Origin of the sequence: Geomicrobium sp. JCM 19039 (assembly GCF_000698145.1) — a bacterium.
Classification (GTDB): domain Bacteria; phylum Bacillota; class Bacilli; order Bacillales; family Marinococcaceae; genus Geomicrobium_A.
Genome location: NZ_BAXB01000025.1, coordinates 1 through 21627 on the forward strand (window position 1 = coordinate 1; position 21627 = coordinate 21627).

General features: G+C 44.8%; 19 protein-coding genes and 2 pseudogenes. 4 read left to right on the top strand and 17 right to left on the bottom strand.

Annotated features, from left to right (window positions below):
* The first annotated feature begins 397 nt into the window (after nt 1-397).
* Complete coding sequence (locus tag JCM19039_RS17820) at nt 398-1582, top strand: MFS transporter (RefSeq protein WP_042429741.1); 1185 nt, start codon at nt 398-400, stop codon at nt 1580-1582.
* A 196-nt stretch (nt 1583-1778) separates the two neighbouring features.
* Nucleotides 1779-2459, top strand: coding sequence for a hypothetical protein (locus JCM19039_RS17825; protein ID WP_152550263.1), 681 nt, complete (start codon nt 1779-1781; stop codon nt 2457-2459).
* An 87-nt stretch (nt 2460-2546) separates the two neighbouring features.
* Here JCM19039_RS17825 and tnpB read toward each other — a convergent pair.
* The 4 genes and pseudogenes from tnpB to JCM19039_RS17845 all read right to left on the bottom strand — a co-directional run bounded on the left by tnpB (nt 2547) and on the right by JCM19039_RS17845 (nt 7229).
* A pseudogene (tnpB, locus tag JCM19039_RS17830) lies at nt 2547-3701 on the bottom strand (IS200/IS605 family element RNA-guided endonuclease TnpB).
* A 226-nt stretch (nt 3702-3927) separates the two neighbouring features.
* Nucleotides 3928-4554, bottom strand: a complete 627-nt coding sequence (locus JCM19039_RS17835; RefSeq protein ID WP_042429742.1) for a hypothetical protein — start codon at nt 4552-4554, stop codon at nt 3928-3930.
* A gap of 270 nt (nt 4555-4824) precedes the next feature.
* Nucleotides 4825-5886 carry a RapH N-terminal domain-containing protein gene (locus JCM19039_RS17840; RefSeq protein ID WP_042429743.1) on the bottom strand — a complete coding sequence of 354 codons (1062 nt, stop codon included), beginning with the start codon at nt 5884-5886 and terminating at the stop codon, nt 4825-4827.
* A 62-nt stretch (nt 5887-5948) separates the two neighbouring features.
* Nucleotides 5949-7229 carry a Zn-dependent hydrolase gene (locus tag JCM19039_RS17845; RefSeq protein WP_042429745.1) on the bottom strand — a complete coding sequence of 427 codons (1281 nt, stop codon included), beginning with the start codon at nt 7227-7229 and terminating at the stop codon, nt 5949-5951.
* Between the two features lie 221 nt (nt 7230-7450).
* Here JCM19039_RS17845 and JCM19039_RS26735 point away from each other — a divergent pair, with 221 nt between their 5' ends.
* Together JCM19039_RS26735 and JCM19039_RS17850 are read left to right on the top strand one after the other, a co-directional pair.
* Entirely contained in the window at nt 7451-7993 is a 543-nt protein-coding gene (locus tag JCM19039_RS26735) for an ABC transporter substrate-binding protein (protein WP_052398913.1), read from the top strand.
* Complete coding sequence (locus tag JCM19039_RS17850; RefSeq protein ID WP_052398914.1) at nt 7993-9051, top strand: ABC transporter substrate-binding protein; 1059 nt, start codon at nt 7993-7995, stop codon at nt 9049-9051. Before JCM19039_RS26735 ends, JCM19039_RS17850 begins: the two co-directional genes overlap by 1 nt.
* A 56-nt stretch (nt 9052-9107) precedes the next feature.
* On the opposite strand, the gene JCM19039_RS17855 is transcribed toward JCM19039_RS17850, so the two are convergent.
* The 13 genes and pseudogenes from JCM19039_RS17855 to JCM19039_RS17910 all read right to left on the bottom strand — a co-directional run bounded on the left by JCM19039_RS17855 (nt 9108) and on the right by JCM19039_RS17910 (nt 21616).
* Nucleotides 9108-10379: a TRAP transporter large permease gene (locus tag JCM19039_RS17855; RefSeq protein WP_042429747.1), complete on the bottom strand. Its 1272-nt coding sequence runs from the start codon at nt 10377-10379 to the stop codon at nt 9108-9110.
* Nucleotides 10376-10858: a TRAP transporter small permease gene (locus tag JCM19039_RS17860; RefSeq protein WP_238545123.1), complete on the bottom strand. Its 483-nt coding sequence runs from the start codon at nt 10856-10858 to the stop codon at nt 10376-10378. The genes JCM19039_RS17855 and JCM19039_RS17860 overlap by 4 nt, the downstream gene beginning before the upstream one ends.
* Before the next feature lie 28 nt (nt 10859-10886).
* Nucleotides 10887-11072, bottom strand: coding sequence for a hypothetical protein (locus JCM19039_RS25930; protein WP_238545124.1), 186 nt, complete (start codon nt 11070-11072; stop codon nt 10887-10889).
* A pseudogene (locus JCM19039_RS28180) lies at nt 11021-11940 on the bottom strand (TRAP transporter substrate-binding protein). Before JCM19039_RS28180 ends, JCM19039_RS25930 begins: the two are co-directional and overlap by 52 nt.
* A gap of 79 nt (nt 11941-12019) precedes the next feature.
* Complete coding sequence (locus tag JCM19039_RS17870) at nt 12020-12826, bottom strand: sugar phosphate isomerase/epimerase (RefSeq protein WP_042429749.1); 807 nt, start codon at nt 12824-12826, stop codon at nt 12020-12022.
* A gap of 13 nt (nt 12827-12839) precedes the next feature.
* On the bottom strand, nt 12840-14006 hold the full coding sequence (locus JCM19039_RS17875) for a dihydrodipicolinate synthase family protein (RefSeq protein ID WP_042429750.1): 1167 nt from the start codon (nt 14004-14006) through the stop codon (nt 12840-12842).
* A 1-nt stretch (nt 14007) separates the two neighbouring features.
* A complete protein-coding gene (locus tag JCM19039_RS17880; RefSeq protein ID WP_042429752.1) occupies nt 14008-15174 on the bottom strand; it encodes a Gfo/Idh/MocA family protein in 1167 nt (388 codons plus the stop codon).
* A 155-nt stretch (nt 15175-15329) separates the two neighbouring features.
* Complete coding sequence (locus tag JCM19039_RS17885; RefSeq protein WP_042429754.1) at nt 15330-16391, bottom strand: ROK family transcriptional regulator; 1062 nt, start codon at nt 16389-16391, stop codon at nt 15330-15332.
* 67 nt (nt 16392-16458) lie between these two features.
* On the bottom strand, nt 16459-17211 hold the full coding sequence (locus tag JCM19039_RS17890; protein WP_042429755.1) for a sugar isomerase domain-containing protein: 753 nt from the start codon (nt 17209-17211) through the stop codon (nt 16459-16461).
* A 2-nt stretch (nt 17212-17213) separates the two neighbouring features.
* Nucleotides 17214-18296, bottom strand: coding sequence for an N-acetylglucosamine-6-phosphate deacetylase (locus tag JCM19039_RS17895; RefSeq protein WP_152550265.1), 1083 nt, complete (start codon nt 18294-18296; stop codon nt 17214-17216).
* An 86-nt stretch (nt 18297-18382) separates the two neighbouring features.
* Nucleotides 18383-19147: a glucosamine-6-phosphate deaminase gene (locus JCM19039_RS17900; protein WP_042429758.1), complete on the bottom strand. Its 765-nt coding sequence runs from the start codon at nt 19145-19147 to the stop codon at nt 18383-18385.
* Nucleotides 19141-20382 (bottom strand): neutral/alkaline non-lysosomal ceramidase N-terminal domain-containing protein, encoded by a 1242-nt coding sequence (locus JCM19039_RS17905; RefSeq protein WP_042429759.1) that lies wholly within the window; start codon nt 20380-20382, stop codon nt 19141-19143. Before JCM19039_RS17905 ends, JCM19039_RS17900 begins: the two co-directional genes overlap by 7 nt.
* Nucleotides 20363-21616: an AGE family epimerase/isomerase gene (locus JCM19039_RS17910; RefSeq protein ID WP_052398916.1), complete on the bottom strand. Its 1254-nt coding sequence runs from the start codon at nt 21614-21616 to the stop codon at nt 20363-20365. Before JCM19039_RS17910 ends, JCM19039_RS17905 begins: the two co-directional genes overlap by 20 nt.
* Nucleotides 21617-21627: the final 11 nt, after the last annotated feature.

A 21627-nucleotide genomic window follows, 5' to 3' on the forward strand; every position in this document is an offset into this window, starting at 1 on the left:
CTGTCTTTTAGCCACCGATGTTGCTCTTATAGTCTGGACTGCATAGAAAACACGGTGGCAGATGTTTCGCCACCGATGTTGCACTTGTAGTCTGGACTGCAAGCATCCGCCTGTAGTGAAAAGCAACAACTAACAGCGCAAATCAGGAAAACGAAAGCTTACACTATGTAGATAACGTAAGCCAAGTAATTTTCTTTAATAATCGTGCCCTAACGCCTCGTGACGAAACCTTTCACACACTGATGTTTTTTACATTCAATTCCGGCTGAGGTTGATCGACGTTTTATGACCATGATGGGGTACGCACAAACGCTAAACATGTGTGCAAATTTTGCTTCCATTTTTTCAACATCTAAAGAATTCATACGTGCTAAACTGTGAGGAAGGAGTGTTCAACATGACCGTATACCGAAGAGATCATCTTATTTATCTTGCCTCTGTTTTTTGTTTCTGGTTAGCTACTTATATTTATGTACCTGTGTTTAGCTTATATTTAGAAAATATTCGTTTTTCATATGAAGCCATCGGCATCATTCTCGGCAGCTACGGTGTGCTCCAAGTGGCATTACGCTTCCCCCTCGGCATCCTCGCTGATCGGCTGTTATTTTTACGCAAATGGTTGTATGTATCTAGCTTTGCGGTTGCGATTGTTAGCGGACTGATCCTCGTATTCTTTGAATCGTTTACGATGGTACTCATCGGTCGACTTTTAGCAGGCATGACCGCAGCGATGTGGGTTATGGCAACGATCATGTACGCTCAATATGTGAAAAAAGAGAATGCAGGAAGAGCAATGGGTGCTATGCAATTGTTTACCGTCCTGCCCCAGTTTGCAAGCATTTTAACTGCCGGCTTTCTCGTTGAAGCACTCGGATGGCTTTCGCCATTTCGGGTAGGGGTTGCCGCCTCTTTCATCGGACTGCTTTTAGCTGCATCAATAAAAGTATTCCCTGCTTCTAATGAAGAAAACGCTCGGTATTCAATTGGAGAGTATGTCACTCGTACACTGAAAACGAAACAACTATTCCCCATCAGCACAATTGCTCTCATTACACACGGACTCATGTTTATTTCCATCTTTGGTTTTACACCGAATTATGCAGCAACCCTCGGCATTTCAGAACAATCCATTGTCTTGTTAATGACAGCGTTCTTTCTACCACATGCCGTTGCTTCACTTATTGTGACCGCGTATCATTTGAACCCGCACACAGAACGTATTGTCATTTTATCTTGTATGGTATTAGCTGCTGTCATGTTCTTCCTTGTACCCTTTACGAATAGCTTATGGACACTGTCAGCAACCCATTTCTTGATCGGGCTAGCACTTGGGTTCGTTCTTCCAATTTGTCTTTCACAAGTTGCAAGACTTGCACCAGCTTCCTTAAAAACATCGGTGATGGGGTTTTTCCAATCGTATTATGCCGCAGGCATCTTTTTAGGACCGTGGATTGCCGGGATGGTCGCAGAAACGTTTCAACTACACGCGGTATTTGTTTTCGCAAGTATTGTTGCAGTATTAGGTAGTATGATTACCCTCTACCTTATTAACGATCAACGTCAACTTATTGCGAGAAACTAGTCTTAAAGACTCTTCTCCTGACGTGTAAATTCAGATAAAGTGATTCATCCGTCAAACAATTACTATTCAAAAGAGAAAACCTGTCCCATATGTCATTTGAAATACAAGGTTTCTCCTTTTGAAGTTGAGTATGATCCACAATTTCATAACGATATCTTCATCTTCATTTGTTGAGAGCATTTGAGGAGAACGAATCATGTTTAATGCAACAGACTGGATTCGCTTGTTTATGGCTGTGTTAATCATCCTACCACTTGCAACAACCATTCGAGAGATGGGCTACTATTTAGCGGCGACCCTTTTACGGAGTAAGAAAAAGAAACTCATTATCGGGAGCGGACCCGTATTATTCACGATCCCAACCGTAGAAGTCCGGCGATACTTCTTTATGTATTCATGGATGGAATACGAAGAACTAACGCTGAACAGCCGCTTTTGGCACGGCTTTATCTATGCTTCCCCTATTATCACGACAGGAGTTTGTGCCATAGTTTTGAATGCACTCGTACTGGAAGGAGTACTTGAAGAAAACATCTTTTGGAGCACATTTATCTTCTACTGTTTCTATTATGTTTTCTTTGACATCGTACCCGTCTATTTGCCCGACGGTCAGCCGACAAACGGCCGGGCAATCTACGATTTAATCCGGCACGGAGAACGATCGGATTTCAAAAAACAAGACGCCGAACGTTCTTATACAGCGTCGCAAGAAGAAACGATGCAAAATCGTGATCGCGATGAACAAATGCAAGGAGATCACACGAATCCAGAACAAAGCGATGCGCATCACGCGCACCGATCACACACCGAAACGCAGGAAAAAACGAAAATCAACCGCGACCGCGATGAAAGAAAGCGGTCCGATCATACGAATTGAACTACTCGGCACTAAAGTACCGAGATTCCTAGAAGTACAAACCTTGACCGAGAATCATTGATGCTGGACAGCGGGTTTCGTTCATGGCTAGGCGATCCCCGCAGTTCCTGCGGTTCTGAGTCTCTCTTGGAGGATGTTAACCGCTGCGTTGATGTCGCGATCGTGATGAGCGTGGCAGGCTGAGCAGGACCACTCACGAACGTGTAGTCCTTTCTTTCCGTCGTGGTGCCCACAGCTCGAGCAGAGCTGGGAAGATGGGAACCACCGGTCAACCTTAATGAGTTGTTTCCCATACCAGTCAGCTTTATATGTGAGCTGTGTCACAAACATCGACCAGGAGACATCACTAATGGCCGAAGCTAGTTTGCGGTTTCAAAGCATTCCTTTCGCATGGAGGTCTTCCACCACGATCCCATCGTGGTTTTTGATGAGATCGGTGGATCGCTTATGCAAAAAGTCCTTTCGTTGGTTGGCCACTTTTTCATGGAGGCGAGCGACAACACGTTTTTGCTTTTCATAGTTTTTCGCTTGGTGAAGTGGGACCCCAAGGCGTTTAGCTCCTTCGGCTCGACGTGACAATTTGCGTTGCTCTCGAGCGAGCTTTTGTCGCATCGCCTTTGTGAAGCGGTGATTGTCCTTTTTTTCACCGCTCGATAGGATGGCGAAGTCGGTGATCCCAAGGTCAACACCCACCGATAGCCCTGTGGACGGCAGGGGCTGTACACCGGCTTCGACCTTAAGCGATACGATATAACGACCGCTCGCTTTTCGAGTGATCGTGGCACTGACGATCCGTCCTTGAATGGTACGACTTCCGCGAATCTTCACCCAGCCGAGTTTCGGGAGCTTGATTCGGTTGTTCGTGACCGTGGTAGTAAATACCTGGGTGTTTCCTTGGATGGCCGTCGTGTACGATTGCACAGGATTCCGCTTACTTTTAAACCGTGGGTACTTGCCTAGCTTTGCGTAGAATCGTTGGTAGGCATCGGAAAGCGATCGCACCGATTTTTGCAAAGCGGTACTATCCACGTCCTTTAAAAATGGAAAATCGACCTTTAGCAATGGCAACTCATTCGCGCACGCCTTATAGGAAAGACCTTTACCTGTTTCGGTGTAGGTGTGCTCCCAGGAGGCACGGAAATGGTTGTAGACGTACCGGCAACAGCCGAATGTCTCAGCGATCTGCTTTTGTTGCTTCGCGTCGGGGTACAACCGAAACTGGATGCCTTTGTACGTCAACATAGCGAACCTCCATTCTGGGAACGTATATTCTTATGTTCAGTATACCATGAATGGATTGAAACGTCCGATAATTCAAAACCGAGAGCCATTCATCTCACGACTGAAGTCGCGAAATGTTCTGTCTCTCTGATCATAAAAACGATGAGAGGCGATTAGTGCCTCTCATCGTTTTTGCTTGAGCCGTTAATTCAAACGTATCAGCCTATTCTTAAACGATATAACCTCTCTACAGAGTATTTAAAAAAGTAATTAACGCATGTTTTTCTATTGTTATCATCCAATCATCAACATGATTGAAAGTCACTATTGAATCTCGGTATCGGAATTGCCCAAGCCACGAACCAGTAATCGTTAACGCGACTTCTTCGCTATCCTCTGAGAACGAAATGGATTGTTGTTGCCAAGCAACGCCCGCCATACCAACATTATAGGAATTTGCTTCATTAAGTAATGACCAATCTAGCGCTTCCTCATAATCATCGATCGCCGCCCATGCACTCTTCCCCCTTTCGCCTTCCCAACCGATGGAACCATCTATTATTCGACCGATCGCTGTTGAAGATTCACCAACTGCATCTAGTTCAAATATCAACGGCAATTCCCCTACAGCAAAATCAACCAATTCAACACCTTCAACAACGCTTTCGCCATCTGGAAATTGTGATACCTGCTGTACAAGTGCTTCGATTTGATCATACTCTAATTGTACAATTGAGTTATCCTGATCTTGAGGCTCATTGTAGGTAAAGGACACTCCATACTCTTCTTCTAATTGTGCTAAATCGTCTTGGGCACTTTGGCATGAAGCCATTACTATACATAAAGTGATGATGAATAAAGCTTTTATACGCATAACAGCTCCCCCTTTTTATTTAGAATACGAAAACAGCATAAGTCTTTACCTGGACCAACAATCCCAGCCAGTAAGCCAATTCAAACTCCTCCGAACCCTGCATGCACGAGACTCTCACCTTCTCATTTGGCAAAAGTAGACAGAGCGAGCTGGTGGGCGAAGCAAACACACCTAAATTAACCTTAACTCATCAAGAAAGTATACCGAAAAAACGATGAGAGGCTGTATGGTGCCCCTCATCGATTCCCCTCTTATCTCGTTATCACTTCTTTAACCTCTCACTTCAAGTACTTTCCGCATGTAAAACAACGCTCGTTCATGAGCTCGCTTCTTTTCATAATGATTAACGAGCATTTTCAGTGCATCGACATATGCATTTGTATCTGACACATCTTTCAGAGCATTAATGCCGTCATCAACGAGCGGTTCACTAGCGGGCTCGTACAGCCCACGAATAATTGAGCATACCGCTTTTGTTTCCGAACAACCGAGTTCGTCTGCTCTTGCTTCCGCCCCGAGCAAGCGCTCTTTAGCGACAATATGATCATCAACCATATAACAAACTTTTGCTAACATGGCTTCCGTATTCGCACCAGCTGCTGATTGACGATAGTGATCATCAACGAGGGCAAGTTCTAGGTGCGGTTTTGCTTTTTCGTAGTTTTGTATTCGAATCCAGTATAGAGCAATGGATCGTCTGACGATCGGTTTCGTATGAGGGAGCTTTTCAGCATCGATGAGCACTTCTTTTAAAACTTTACTTGCTTCTTCGTGCTCGTCCACATGTACGTGGCTATCCGCTAGACAAAGCTTTGACTCAATCGTCTTGCGTAAGTATGCTTTTTCTTGTTCAAAAGAGGCAACCGCGTGCTGAAAAGCCCGCTTGGCAAATCGATGCATTCCAAGAGCATCATACGATTTCCCTAACCGAAACTTAAATTCCGCCCGTTCAATCTTGTCTTCAACATACATGAGCATCCGCTCCGCATTGCGGTAACGGTCAAAAGCATCTTCAAATTGTTCTTTATAGTAGTAGAAGTCTGCCATCATAAATTCAGATAAGAATTTCAAAAAGTAATCCAGCTCTGAATGCTCAGCTATGGCGAAAGAATAGTATGGATTTTTTTCATGAAATTGTTTCACGAGCATTTCATGTTTGTACGAAACGAGCTGATAAAATGTAATAACCTTATGGTCTTGTTCCATCTGCTTTAGTAAAGGGGAAATCGTCGCTTTCCATTTAATCGATTTGTTTAGCTGGTACGAAGTAACGGCTTGATACCACTTGTTGATCTTTCCACCTACTTCTTGTGGTGCATATGCCTCTGGCATGTTCAGCCCTCCGAGAAAACACTAAAAGTTTAGAATAGTATAACACAATGTTCTTTCTCGTCCTATACCATTTTTTTCTCACTCATCACGCCGTCTACATACCGCTTTAATACTCTAGCACCAATGACACAGTCTTCTAGTGACGTCCATTCCTCAGGATGGTGGCTAATCCCTTTTAGACTCCGCACGAAAATCATCCCGACGGGCATCTTTGCACCCATGACCATTGCGTCGTGTCCAGCACCACTTGCAATTTCAATCGCTCGATACCCTTCCGATTCAATCGCTGACCCAATGTTTTCTTTTATTTCCTCGGCAACAGGAACTGGCGCAATGTTCAACGTTTCTGTAAACGTGACACGTACATCGAGCTCATCCCCTGCTTGTTGTGCAACCTCTTTTACAGCTTGAAACAGTTGGTCTCTTGGTTCACGGTGAATATCTCGGACATCAACAACAAGGGTAACTTCCCCAGGGATTACATTCGACCCATTCGGTGACACATCGAGCTTGCCGACAGTAGCCACAGCAGTATCACTCACTCTAGTAGGTAAATCATAAACGGCTCGTACAAACTGCGAAGCAGCAACTAAAGCATCTTGCCGATCAGTCATTGGCGTGTTGCCAGCATGTCCTGCTGTTCCTTGAAAAGAAATGCGCCAGTACCTCGGCCCGGCAATTCCAGAAACGATACCGACGGGGAGGTTTTCTCGCTCTAACACTTTTCCTTGTTCAATGTGAAGTTCAATGTAAGTCGTTCCGTCCTTGAAATCTCTTTTCGCTTGCACAAATTTTTCGATTGAACTTCCCCGCGCGTGTAACACTTCTTCAAATGATTGACCCGCCCCGTCTTTCAGTTGTTTTTGCACATCAAGATCTGTACCACCGATCATTGCTTGGCTGCCGAGCAAACCGCTTTGGAATCGACTTCCTTCCTCTTCTGTAAAGACGATAATTTCAAATGTGCGAAGAGGGGTAACCCCTGCCTCCACCCAAGACTCAGCGACTTCTAGTGCAGATAAAACACCAAGTGGTCCATCAAAGTGTCCGCCATTCGGGACACTATCCAAGTGGGCACCACTGAGCACCGCAGGAAGGGCCGGATTCTTCCCTACTACCTTTCCAATGACGTTTTCTGCTCCGTCAAAACGAACTTCCATACCAATTGCTTTCATCCATTCGGCAACTTGTTGCTTTGCCTCCCATTCCTCATCAGAAAATCCAGGTCGGTGACTGCCCCCTTCGTCTGTCTCACCAATCTTAGATAACGTGTGCAACCGATCCGCCATTCTCGTTCCTGATATACCATCACGACTGTCATTTTTGTTATAGTCTGATAACAATCTCTCCCGTAGTTTTCATAATACGTCTCCTTTAGCATTTATTGTAAGAATTTTCATACATCATACCCGTTTGCTCTTGCTTTTCTTTATCTATTACCTATTTTCTCAATTTTTTTGATTCTATTCTAATATAATGCTATGATAACAAATATTATGAAAGATTTCACAGAAAGGAGCTTTCCGAACATCTTAGAAGAAACTACTAGAGGGGATTGGATCCGATGAAAAAAACATACAAAACAATTGCTGGAGGATTTCTAGCCGTAACAATGCTCGCCGCTTGTTCAAGCGACCCAGAAGAAACGAGTAGCGATGCAAGTGAATCAGAAGGTTCAGAATCATCAAGCGAAGGTGGCGACGCCGTGCTTGCCATGGGATCTGATGCTGTCGACCTTGACCCGCATGGCTCTAACGACACGTCTTCCAGCCATATTCGCACAAACATATATGAACGATTAGTCATGCATGATGAAAATACAGAACTTCAGCCTCATTTGGCAGAAGAATTTGAACAAATTGACGATCATACTTGGGAATTCAAACTCGTGGAGGGAGTTACCTTTCATAACGGGGAAGAGTTTACTGCAGATGACGTAAAAGCAACGCTTGAGCGTGCGGTCGCACCAGAAACGGCCAACCCACGTGTGTTTCTATATGAAATGATTGAAGACGTAGAAGTTGTTGATGACTATACCGTTCACATTACAACTGAGTATCCATTTGCGCCATTACCTGCCACCTTGCCCATGACGGTGGTGGGATGATGAGTGCCGTTGCCATTGAAGAAGAAGAGAACGGCGAGCGTAACTTAGATATCGACCCAATTGGTACTGGACCGTTTGAATTAGAAAATTGGGACCAAGGAAATGAAGTTGTACTATCGAACTATGCAGATTATTGGGGCGGTTCTGTGCCACTTAATTCCGCAACCTATTCTGTCGTAAGTGAACAACTCACAAGAATCGGTATGCTAGAAACGAACGAGGCGCATATCGCTGACGATGTTGACCCAACAAACGCCGGCACACTAGAAACGACAGACGGAGCTTCACTCTCTACTGTTGAAAGCTTGCGGTTGGATTACTTGGGCATGAACAATGAGGTTGAACCATTTGATAACGTGGATGTGCGCCGTGCCATTACGAAAGCGATTGATAAATCGACCATTATTGAAGGGATTTTTCAAGGACACGGTACAGAAGCGGTCGGCCCAGTAAACCCGCTCGTAAATGGGTATAGCGAAGGCATTGAACCGTTGGAATATGACCTTGAAGAAGCACAATCGATTATGGAAGAAGCAGGCTACGAAGACGGATTCTCCGCGTCACTTTGGTATGAAGAAGGCGACCAAGTCAGCAACCAATTAGCGGTCGTCATTCAAGACCAATTGAGCGAAATTAATATCGATGTAGACCTTCAGACGGTAGAGTGGGGTTCCCTACTTGACGCTACAGCTAATGGCGAGCACGACATGGTGCTCCTCGGCTGGACAACCGTAACAGCCGATGCGGATTACGCGCTCTATTCAGTCTTCCACTCTGACATGCACGGCGGTTCAGGAAACCGTACGTTCTATACGAACGAAGACGTGAATGAGCTGCTTGAAGAAGGCAGGAGATCGACGGATGAAGACGAGCGCATGGACATTTATAAAGAAGCACAACAAATCATTATTGATGAAGCCACAATGGTTCCTACCGTACACGACGATTTCCGCGTAGGAGTCTCAGATACGATTGAAGGATTTATACACTATCCAAACGGCGTGTTCGACTTACGCGAAGCCCGTATTGTTGGCGACGGTGTCGAGAGCGGCTACTAATCACAAACCTAGAGGAGTACGAGGATGCAGAGCGTCCTGTGCTCCTCTTTTTTGGTCTAGTCTTGCATCATAAGAGATGGTAATAAAGTTGACATCCAAGGTGTGAATGTGATGACGAGCAGAGCCCCAATGAGGACAAGAATAAATGGAAGGGTTGCCCGAATGACGGTTGAAAGGGGTAATTTGCTAATCCCTGCACCAACAAACAGATTTAAACCGAATGGCGGCGTAAGCATTCCAATGGCCAAATTCACGATCATCACAACCCCAAAATGAACAGGACTCATACCAAACTCCAAAACAATGGGTAAAAACAATGGTGTCAAAATTAGGACGGCAGCACTTGCATCCATAAACATGCCGACAATAAGTAAAATGAGTGTGATAAGTAGGATTAAAACGATTGGATCGTTGGCATAAGACAAGATTTGCCCGGCTAGCTTAGAAGGAATCTGTTCCATTGTTAGATACCAACTAAATATTTGTGCACTTGATATGACCAACATAACCATAGAAGAAATTACAACCGATCGCTTAGCAACGACCATCAATGTTTTTATTGTTATTTCCTTATATACAAACATCCCAATGACTAAACTATATACAATCGCAACAGCAGCAGCTTCCGTAGGAGTAAAAACACCAAAATAGATGCCCCCTAAAACAATGACAGGCATGATGATTCCCCAAACCGCATCAATTGAAGCCATCCCCACTTCTTTTAAGGAATTCCTCTCCCCAGGTCTATGACCTTGACGCTTTGCTATGATATAACTCAACCCTATTAACACAAACCCAATAAAAATCCCTGGTATCACACCTGCAATGAATAGTTGACTTATTGACACTTGTGCGGTTACACCATACACAAGCAGTGTAATACTTGGTGGGATGATAATGCCTAATGATCCGGCTGCGCACATCAAACCGACCGAAAACTTTGCCGAATAGTTTGCTTCTCTTAGCGAAGGAATCATCACCCCTCCAACGGCTGCAACAGTCGCTGGACTGGAACCTGATAAAGCCGCAAAAAACATTGAGGAAAGGACCCCTGCAATTGGCAATCCTCCCGTTGTCCAACCAATCGCTTTTTTTGCCACATTAATAAGTCTTTTTGATGTACCACCTGAAAGCATTAGGTCGCCCGCAAAGATAAAGAAAGGTATTGCCATAAGAGTGAATGAATCTATACCTGAAAACATCGTTCTTGCCACATTGTCAAGAGAATGCCCTGAATCAAGAACTGCATAAATACTACTTAAACCGAGTGCTGCTGCTAGCGGGGTGCTGGTAAGCATGAGGAGGATAAACAATAGGATCGCGATCATTGCTCACTCACCTCTTCATTTTCTCCTTTAATATCTTCAATTATTAATTGGACAAAACGATATACCATAAGGGATGAGCCTACTGGCAGGGCAAGATAAGGAATATACATGGGTAAGTTTAGTGCTGGGGTGTAGTTAGAATAGATCATGGTGTTTTGAATCATCTGTATACCTGAAACAACAATGAAAAGACAGAAGATGATGGCAAACGTTGAGGCGATAATGGATAGGGCTCTTTTTATAGTAGCGGGTACATAGGAGATCACAATATCTACTTTTGCATGGGCTCGCTCTCTAACTGCAATACTACTCCCAATGAAAATAAACCAAATAATTAAATACCTTGCCAGTTCTCCAGACCATGATAATGATTCCCCAAAAAAATACCGTAGAACAACGCCAAAAAAGATGACCGCAGTAGCAATAAACAATGAAAAGATGGCAATGTATTCCTCCAGTTGATCGAGTACTCGATTCACTGGAATCCCCCCTTGTAATGTGCCATTTCTAATCAAAGAGTTGCAACATATCCTCCGCACCTTCAACTGAATTAACAAACTCATCATAAACAGTTTCACTGGCTTCTCTTAACTCAAACTTCACTTCCTCAGATAGCTCATTAATCTCGATCCGGTCTTCTTCTAACGTTTCAGCATAGGAGCATCCGACGCTAGCGATTGCTGGAACTGCCATTCTGTCGTTTCGTCAGCCACTTCCTCTATTATTACTTGTAAATCCCCAGGCAAATCTTGATAAAACGAATCACTAATCATGAGCACATAACCCATATATCCATGATCACTATAGGTGAGGAAAGACTGTGCTTCATATAAGTTTTGAGAAACAATATTGGACAACGGATTTTCTTGACCATCTACCGTTCCTTGTTGCAACGATGTGTACAACTCAGAAAAGTCAACAGATACACCCGTGGCACCCCAGGATTGGAATTGCGACATTAATAACGGGCTTTGTGACACCCGCATTGTTAACCCACTCAAGTCCTCGATACTTTCAATAGCATGTGTTGATGTGGTTAACTGCTTAAACCCTCCGTCCCAAAAACCAAGACCACGAAGACCTGCCTCTAGCAAGTAATCATCCATCATTTCTCCAAGTTCTCCGTTGGACATAGTATAGGCATCTTCCTTGTTTCAAATAGATAAGGCAAGTCATACACCTGATACTGTGGAACGAATGCTGGCATGACTCCAGTAAACGGGGCATTCATCTGGATTGTACCCGATTGTATTTGTTCCGTAATTTCGCGATCACTCCCAAGTTGCGAATCTGGGTAGACCGTAACAGCAATACGCCCATCTGTCTGTTCTTCTAGCCGCTCAGCAAAGTAATCAGCAGCCTGCCCCTTTGCGGTTGATGGATTAACGACGTGTGCGAATTGAATCGTGTATTCACTATCTATAGCAATTTCATCTGTAGTACCTTCTTGATTCCCTTGTGAATTCTCCTCAACCGTCTGATCACTCTCACTACTTAACCCACATGAACTCAACACCAGACAACCACTCGCGACCATCCCAATGATGACTGACTTTTTCATTCGAAAACCCCCTCTTCTCTCATTCAATATATTACGAGAGCGCTTGCAAAATGACGGTTTGTCTTTCTGATCGACAATCTTATACACACGTGGTAAACCGATCTTTCATCACTTGAAGCGTCTCATCTTCAGGTTGGTCCCATATGTGTTGGTTAATAATTTCCACCTCTATCGGGCCTCCATACCCGCTTTGTTCCACCGCCGCGCGTATGCGAGGAATATCAATGACCCCATCCCCCATCATTGCTCGCGCTTTAAACACATCCGGAAGTGGGACTTTCCAATCTGACACGTGGAACCCGAGAATCGAGCTAGCGGCACGTTGAATTTCTTCATACAAGTTCACATCCCACCAAACGTGAAACACATCCACGACGACACCGACTTGTTCGGAGCCAATACTTTGCTTTAGTGCGTTTGCCTCGCCAAGTGTCGTGATGACCGAGCGATCGGCCGCATACATCGGGTGGAGCGGCTCAATACCGAGCTTCACACCATGTTCCTCGGCGAAAGGTACAATTTGCTCAATCCCCTCTCGTACCCACTTTCGACTTTCACTAAGATTATGGCTACTCATACCTCCACAGACGAGGACGAGCACGTCTGTACCTAATTCTGCCGCTTCTTCAATTGCCCACTTGTTGTCTTCAATATTCGCCTTGCGCTCGCTAGTCGTCTCCGCCGGGAACATCCCACCTCGGCAAAGGCTGGACACGTTTACACCTGCATCTCGAAGCGAAGCTTTCGTTTCCGTAAGGCCAAACGCTTGCAGCTTGTGACGCCAAATCGAGATGTGCGAGATCTCATGGCGCTCACACCCTTTGATCGCTTCTTCAAGCCCCCAATTTTCCGTCGTAATTTGGTTTAAACTTAGCCTTTGAATCATGACGATCGCCCCCTCACGAAATGCCTGCCTGTTGCAACACCAACCTCATACGCCGAACAGCAAGCTCTGGATTTAACAGCACATCCCCTTCGTCTGCCAGTTCAAAGATCTTCGCCAAGTGCAACACCGAACGGTGACTCTCTGCACCTGCAATCATTCGAAAATGAGGCTGAAAACCGTTCAAATATGCCAAAAACACGACGCCTGTTTTATAAGAAAATGTTGGCGATTTGAAAATATGACGGGCGAGTGACACCGTTTTGTCCATCGTTTCACGGTACGCACTCGTATTTCCCGAATCCAAGTCAACAAGCGCACGACTCGCAGCCGGTGCAATCGCATCAAAAATCCCAAGCAAGGCGTCACTATAATGCCTGCCGTCTCCTTCAATCAATTCTGGATAATGAAAATCATCACCGGTATACATCCGAACAGAGTCTGGCAAACGCCTGCGCATATCCACTTCCTTCGAAGCATCTAAAAGCGAAAGCTTAATCCCATCCACTTTGCTCTCATGTTGACGAATAATGTTCAAACAACTTTCCATCGCTTCATCAAGCTGGTCACTGCCCCAATAGCCTTCTAAATTCGGATCAAACATATCCCCTAACCAGTGGAGGATGACCGGCTGTTCCACTTGTTCGAGCACCCGTTCATAAACTCGAGCATAATCGTCGGGAGACGATGCCGCACGCGCAAGCGCGCGGCTCGCCATCACAATAATTCTCCCTCCTTCTCGCTCGACGTGGGCGCACTGCTCTTCATACGCATGCACCACATCATCCAAGCCAATACCAGGCGCCGGTAGCAGTTGATCAGTGCCCGCACCACAAGCAATCTCACCCCCGACCGCACGCGCCTCCTTCACCGAACGCGTAATCAACTCCTTCGCATGCGGCCACCCGAGCCCCATGCCACGCTGCGCCGTATCCATCGCCTCGGCCACTGACAACCCTAACCGCCAAATATGATGGCGATACGCCAGCGTATGTTCCCAGTCAATGCCTACATCACGAAGCGGATCATCAACGGCCCACGGATCGGCCACAACATGAACCGCAGAAAACACCTTTCTTTTTTTGATAGAAATCGGAGCCGTCGGCGCTGCCCATCGTTGGCTTTTCACGGTGTACGTCTTCAGATGGCGACCTGCCGCAGGAAGTTGAATCGTTAGACTCACGTTAACGCTCACCTCCAGCACGTTCAATCGACGGTACCTCTATCCATCGTTGTTCCTTTGAAGATTGCAAACCTAAATCCGCTAGCTGCGTTCCTTTCGCCCCTTCATATAAATCCCAAGGAAAATCAGCATCTTCATACACATGTTGCAAAAACAATTCCCATTGATGCTTAAACGCATTCTCATACACCGTATTGCTCGGAACATCTTCCCATTGATCTTGGAACGTGAACGGATTTTCCAAATCCGGATTCCATACCGGCTTTGGTGTATTGACACGATGTTGTGTCTTACACCCTCGTAATCCTGCAACCGCACTTCCGTGCGTACCGTCCACTTGAATTGTGAGTAGATCATCACGGTTCACGCGCACCGCCCATGAAGAATTCACTTGAGCAACTACGTTGTTCGCCAACTTAAACGTTGCATACGCCGCATCTTCGGCCGTTGCTTTGTACGAGTTCCCATGCTCATCCACGCGCGTCGGAATATGCGTAGCCGCATACGCATTCACCGCTTCCACCGAACCAAACAATTCATCGAGCACATAGCGCCAATGCGGGAACATATCGACGATAATACCGCCACCTTCTTCCTGCTTGTAATTCCAGGAAGGACGCTGTGCCTCTTGCCAATCCCCTTCAAACACCCAATAGCCAAACTCCATGCGCACCGATAGAATATCGCCAAAGTAGCCCGAACGAATCAAATGACGAAGCTTTTGTACACCTGGAAGAAACAGTTTGTCTTGGACAACCCCGTTCTTCACACCGTTTCGATCCGCCAGCTTCGCAAGCGCCAATGATTCCTCAAACGAAGTTGACGTCGGTTTCTCACAATAAATATGTTTGCCTGCATTTATCGCCTTTTTTAATGCCTTTGCGCGAAGATTCGTCGTTTGCGCATCAAAATAGATGGTGTTGTTCACATCTTGCAACGCCACGTCCAAATCCGTTGTCCATTCCGTGAAGCCGTGCGACTTCGCCAAAGCCTCCAGCTTGTCTTCATTCCTACCTACAAGCACAGGCTCAGGCATCACGAAGCTTCCATCCTTTAACCGAACCCCACCTTGCTCACGGATCGCTTTAATTGATCGAATCAAATGCTGCCTCGTCCCCATCCTGCCTGTTACTCCGTTCATGATGATCTTGCACGTTTTTGTCGCCATTACGAAGCCTCCTCTCTACAGTACACCTACTGTATTCGATTCAGACGCCTGTGTCTTACTAATAGAGGAAAGCAGTTCTCAAAAAAGGAACTGGAACGCGTACTCGCAAAAAAAGAACTCCTCTAATCTTGGAGGAGCTCTTGTTGAACACGACGTCACACATTGCTTTCATGCTGCAAAATACAATACAATCCGGCTCCCGTTGACGTGCTGAACTTTTTCTCACTAAATAATACGTGAGCTTGATTGAATGGAATCGCTAACGCATTCTTCTCCATGTAACTCATACACCCACGAATAAATGGCTCGGTCATCGGATAACTGCTGTCAATTAGCAAATGGTCTGGATTAAACAGATGGATCACTTGAACAAGCGCTTTCCCTAGAAGTTGACCCGACCGGTGCATTCCTTTTTCTGAATGCTGATTTTTCATGGCTTCATGATTGATTAACACTTCAAGACAACCCGTCTGTCCACACCGACACAGCTCCCCATCTGGATCCACAGCGATATGACCGATTTCCCCAGCTGTTCCATTTGCACCGTTAACAATGTAGTGATCAATCATCATTGTCCCGCCAACACCATCGCCAATACTGACGTAGAACGTATACGGTCCCATTTCTTGAGGCGCATTTTCCATCGCATTAAGCGCACCCATATTAACATTATTTTGAATGTAAATTGGGAATGTAAAGGTATGTAGATCTATAAATGAGACATCTTTCCATCCTAAATGCGTTGAGCTGTACAATATGCTCTTTTCATCATTAACAACTCCAGGCATTCCAATGGCAGCCCCCAGTATATTGTTATACGAAGCTGCTACATATTCTAAAATTTTCATGATTTCTGCTTTCGTATCGTCTGGGTTATGATTAACGAATGAGAATACTTGGCTCTCTAACACCTCACCATAGTAATTTACAACTGCATATTCAATCGTTCGTTTACTAATCCCAATTCCAATTGCCCGGTAGCCGTCTTCATGCATTGCAATTGCAATCTTCGGTCTCCCTTTTGTTCCCGTTGGTTTTATTCCTTTTTCCTTAACTATCTTCTCTCGTAAGAATTCATCAACGATGAGAGAAATCGTATTCTTGCTTAGACCCGTTTGATCTGCTAAATCCTGACGTGTCGTCTCTCTTTGTTTTCGAATGAGCGATAGGATGGCTCGTTTATTTCGCTCCCTTAACATACCCGTACCTTTTGACATGTTGCACTCCCCCATCCATCAAAAAAGCTCACCTTATTGGTCAAGGCAAGCATATCGTACCATATCCCTATAAATGATGGATCTCTTTTTTAAAGCGTTCGATAAATTGAGCGTTCCACTCATCTCCACCTTCGGCATTTCCACTCTTCCAGATCGGCGGTTGTATCCCTTTGCTTGATAAGATTCCTGTTGCTTCAATCATTATTGCATTTAAAATAAACGCATTGGCAAAAGTTGACATTGCACCTACCTTCTGGTCTTGACCTTCAATACCAATTACGGCGTCTCCAACTTGCACTTTTGAGTCCACATGGTAATCCACGAGTTCATGCAGATTTCGCTCTGATGGATGTCTTGCTGGATGTGTAGCTGGTGTTCCTTTTTCATGGTCAATCGATGAAACACCGATCGTTTTAATGCCCTTTTCACGAGCGTATAATGCGGCATCGATCGTTGCCGCATTTATTCCATATGCATTGACAATGATGAGTAGATCTCCTGTCTGTAGGCGTTCATTCTCCATGACAATGCGACCGTAACCTGGAGTGCGTTCTATTGCCATAGAACGTAGAGCACCGCTACTAAGCAGTGTGCCTTCATCTAATATTGCACTGGCATGCATCAACCCGCCAGCCCGAAAGAAAATTTCTTGAGCTGCCAAATTCGAATGACCCCCTGGCCCGTACACATAGAATACTTTATCTTCCGTTACTTGATCAGCCACAGCGTGTGCTGCTTCTCGTATCGCTGTTTCTTCTGTTTCCAGTATCAGTGTAAGTATTTCATTAACTTTTGTGTAATACTGCGATGTTAGCATCATTTTCACTCTCCTTTTTTAAACACTTCTTCTCCACCTTTGTAAGTTTGCTCGACTTCCCAGCCATTGGTTACGGTTCGAAGAACAACAAGGTCCGCTGGCGCGCCAATTTGAATCCCTTTTTCCTGCGTGACTCCCATGTATTTGGCTGGTTGAACAGACGCTCTACACCAAGCTTCTGGGAATTCCATAATTCCTTTCTGAACGCAATGTTTTACGCCGTCCAAAAGATGACTGGCAGAACCAGCTAATAGTTCTTCATGTTCGCTAAGGTGTAATTTCCCATCGCTCGTCAACGTCACTTCCCCACCAACGGGTGTCTGGTATGTTCCAGGTTTCATACCTGCCAATGCAACACTGTCACTAATGAGAATCATCTTTCTCATCTTCATTCGGTGGACGGTTTTAACTACACTCTCAGGGAGGTGGTGACCATCTGCAATGACCGATGCCCATAGTTCATCTTCTGCCAGTTGGTCCCACAAATAATTTGGATGTCTCGGCAACTCTGGATGTGCACCGTTACCGAGATGAGTGGACAGCGTTGCTCCTGCATGAACCGCCTCTGCAATTTGCTCTGAGTTTGCTGCAGTATGACCGATGGCAATTTTCACTCCGCTTTGAACGGCTCTCTTAATAAAATCAGTCGCCTCTTGCCATTCTGGGGAGAGGGTGATCATTTTTATTTCACCCTCTGCGACTTCTTGCAACCGACAAAACTCATCCCAACTCGGTGGCCTGACGTGCTCCTTCGCATGCGCTCCCCGTGGTCCGTCTTGACAGCTGATGAACGGACCTTCCAAATGAAATCCCCCAACCACATGACGATGCTCTATACACTTCAGTTGTTGGATATTTCCAGAAAAAATCTCAGTTAAGGCTTCAGTTGAATTTGTAATGATTGTCGGATAAAAGCAAGTTACCCCAACTTCTGCAAGAGATTTGATGACTTGTGACCATTGTGTTTGATCTAATGGTTTATGATTAAAGTCAACGCCTTGATACCCGTTAACTTGAAGGTCTACAAGACCCGGTGCAATGATGGACTCATTAGATAGTTCATCGGATACTTCTTTGATAGCTGTGATAACCCCCCCTCGATTTCAACCTCAATCTGTACATTCGACTCAAAGTGCTTTCCCGTGATGACATGTTTATTGTGAGTCATTTTGACTTACCCTCCAAAAGCTTCACTATCTACAAACAACGTTGCATCGTCGTGAGTTCTTAAAATACTAGCTGGACACGATGCGTGTATTGGACCGTTTAACATCTTTTTTACAGCTTCCTTTTTGGGTGAACCTGGTACAGTACAAACAATTTTTGCACCGGAGAGTAGCGTTGGAATTGTAAGTGTCACAGCATGCGTCGGAACTGCCTGGATACGAGGAAAACATCCATCATTCACTTGCTGCTGTCTACTCACTGAATCCAACTCTACTTTTCTAACTGCCTCTGAGTCGTGGAAGTCTGCAATGGGTGGATCATTAAAAGCAATATGGCCGTTCTCACCTACGCCCATGCACACTAAGTCAATCGCTTCCTCCCCCAATAACGTTTGATACCGTTTTATTTCTGCCGAAGGATCGACCCCTCCATTAATAAAATGAAACTGTTTAAACTGTACTTGGGTTGTTAAGTGTGATTGTAGGTAGGATTTGAACCATTGATCTGAATCTGCAGGCAACCCGATGTATTCATCCATATGAAAACCTACAATTTTTGTCCAATCAATCGCTTCATCACGTGTTAGATAGGCAAGAAAAGTATCTTGTGATGGCGCAGATGCAAAAATGATTCGAATCTCTTTCTTTGTTTGCTGAAGTTGTTTAATATACTCGGCTGCATGAATGGCCGCCTTCTTTCCCATCGTGTCACGATCCGAACATACAGCAAATGCTAGTTTCTCAATTTTACCTTCCTTTAAAACCTCTACCATGATGACTCCTGCTCCTTTGTTTCATTTATTTTCACAATTAACGAGTGTAGCTTATCTTCAAAGCGGGATTGAATATCCGTCGTTAGGGGACCAGGATAGCCAAAGTAGTACACCGATTCGTCTGCTTCATACCCACCTGATCGAATTTGATTCGCTGTCGGAATGTACCCGACCATCCCATTTGCACAACCTAGCGGCAGAAGATTGGGCTTCAGTCGTTTTAAGAATAACCCATACTCGTGAACGACTTCTGCGTTGCAAGCTAGCCATTGAAACGAGCCGAAGTCTATATAATGTAATTCAATGTTGTACGCTGATTGATCTTGAACAATGTCCGGCCAATCTGGTACCTCAACGTCTTCTCTTGGTTGTCCAAACGTCATTGGCAGTGTCTCGTGGGCGGTATGTACATCTTGAATGTCACACGCCATCCCTTCTGATTCACAAATATTGATGACTTCTTGAAAAAATTGCTTCCCAAGATCTTGCATTTCTACAATTGTTCCTTTGACAAACTCTCCTTCGTCAACGAGGTTCGGGCGAATATCTCCGCTAAACCCTTGCAATATTGCTACAACAGCGTTAGGGAATTGCTCCTCCAATTTCTCGCAACAAACACCTGTATACTCTCCTGAAACAACATTCGCATCCGTTGATGTCGGGTGACACGTATGATGAATCCACATTGCTCGCGGTTTGCCATCCAACGTCTTGAATTGGGAAACGGTGAGGTCACGATCGATAGAGCCAGAATTGTTTGGCATCATACAAACTTCACCATCCACCGACCGTCGCCGATTCACACCAATATGCGACTCACCTGCATACGTATAAAGCTCTACTCGCTCACTGCAGAATTTCGCTTGTTGCACACATTGCATCGTCGTTCTCATGACTTGATTAATGTAGTCTAGAGATGCCCTTCCAAGGTCAATGCTGAACCGTTGACTTGTTTGAGGAGCTGAGTGATTATGTGTTGCAGAGAATACGATGGACGCTTGTGGAATGTTGTATTCTTCTTCAATTCTTCGCTTCAATGTTTTAACACCATTATCGTCCCACCATAAGAAATCTCCAACAATTAAAAGTACATCATTCGCTTTCGTCTCTAGCCAGAAAGCACGTATATAAATATCTTGGTAAACGTCATCATAATTCCCTAACCGATGAGCAAACCCAGCAAGTTCGAGTGGCGTTGTTGGCGTAATGTTTTTTTTACTTACCCCTAAACGCATAAGGCATCTCACCTTCCAATAATTGAATTACCAAAATATAAGCGCGAATAATATGAAACGGATCCTTTACCGGTAGCGCCACAACTTGGTCTAACGGTTCCCCGCCGCGATTACGAATTTGGATCCACTCTCCAATTGACTGATCAGGATGCGGAAACGTTTTGAACACATATGATTCTAATTTTTCATACCAATCTTTCCAAATACAATCACCGGAAAGGTTGCGGAGCAAAAGGGTTGTATACAACGCTTCTGCATGAGGCCACCATAATTTTGTATCCCAAGTAGCCGCGACTAACCATTCATAATGTGTATCATACTGTTCACCCTCCGGCTCTAAACCGTCCACATCGACAAAACGGAGCAACCCTCCAAACTCGGTATCCCAACCTTTTTTAAGTGCATGAAGACAGAGAGTTTCCAATTGTTCTAACGTCTCTATTCGTACATCTTCTTTTACGTATTTTAAACCGTGGATGATAAACCAAGTGCTTTCAAGCGTGTGGCCTGGGTTGACGTGACGACTCAGCAATGATTCGGGATTGGTTGAAGTCATCTCAACAATTCGATTCTCCTCTATTAAAGAAAGAATCTCATCAATAAACCGTTGAATATGAGAAAGGTAATGATCTTTTTTTGAAATCTTTAGAGAAGTGGCCGTCTCATAAATTTCCGTTACGACGTTCAACAGAATCATAGGAACAGAATGAGACCGACTGCCTTCAGGGATTGGATAAGGATCGGTTTGAAAATTTCCACTATCAATGCGAGTTAACAGTTTGGTGTATATCACTTCTACATCCGAAAAAATGGATGTGTCTTGCTTTAACCTTGCATAGGCATTGCATCCGAGCAACAGAAAACAATCGGCGAAAATACTCGTATCCATAAGATCATCAACTTTTGTTCCATTTTGCTCCACCGCAAAAACAGCGTGGCCGTTATCTAGAAAAGCATGCTCCATAAGAAATGTGAAGGTACTGTCTGCGTAGTCCTCCCACGCCTCAGATAACGAAATGGAACCTTCTCTTTTTAATTGTAGCAACCAGCAGCTCAGCCATAGAAACCTGCCTTGTGACCAAATGTATTTCCTTTTACTCACTAGCTGTTCTTGATCGTTCACAAAACAAGTAAACACACCGCCGTAGTCACGGTCTACAGCCCGCTCCCAAAAAGGAAGCATACGCTCAATCAGTTCTTCTTTATACTTTTTGATTAATTGCTCATCTTCCAATTTTCATTCAC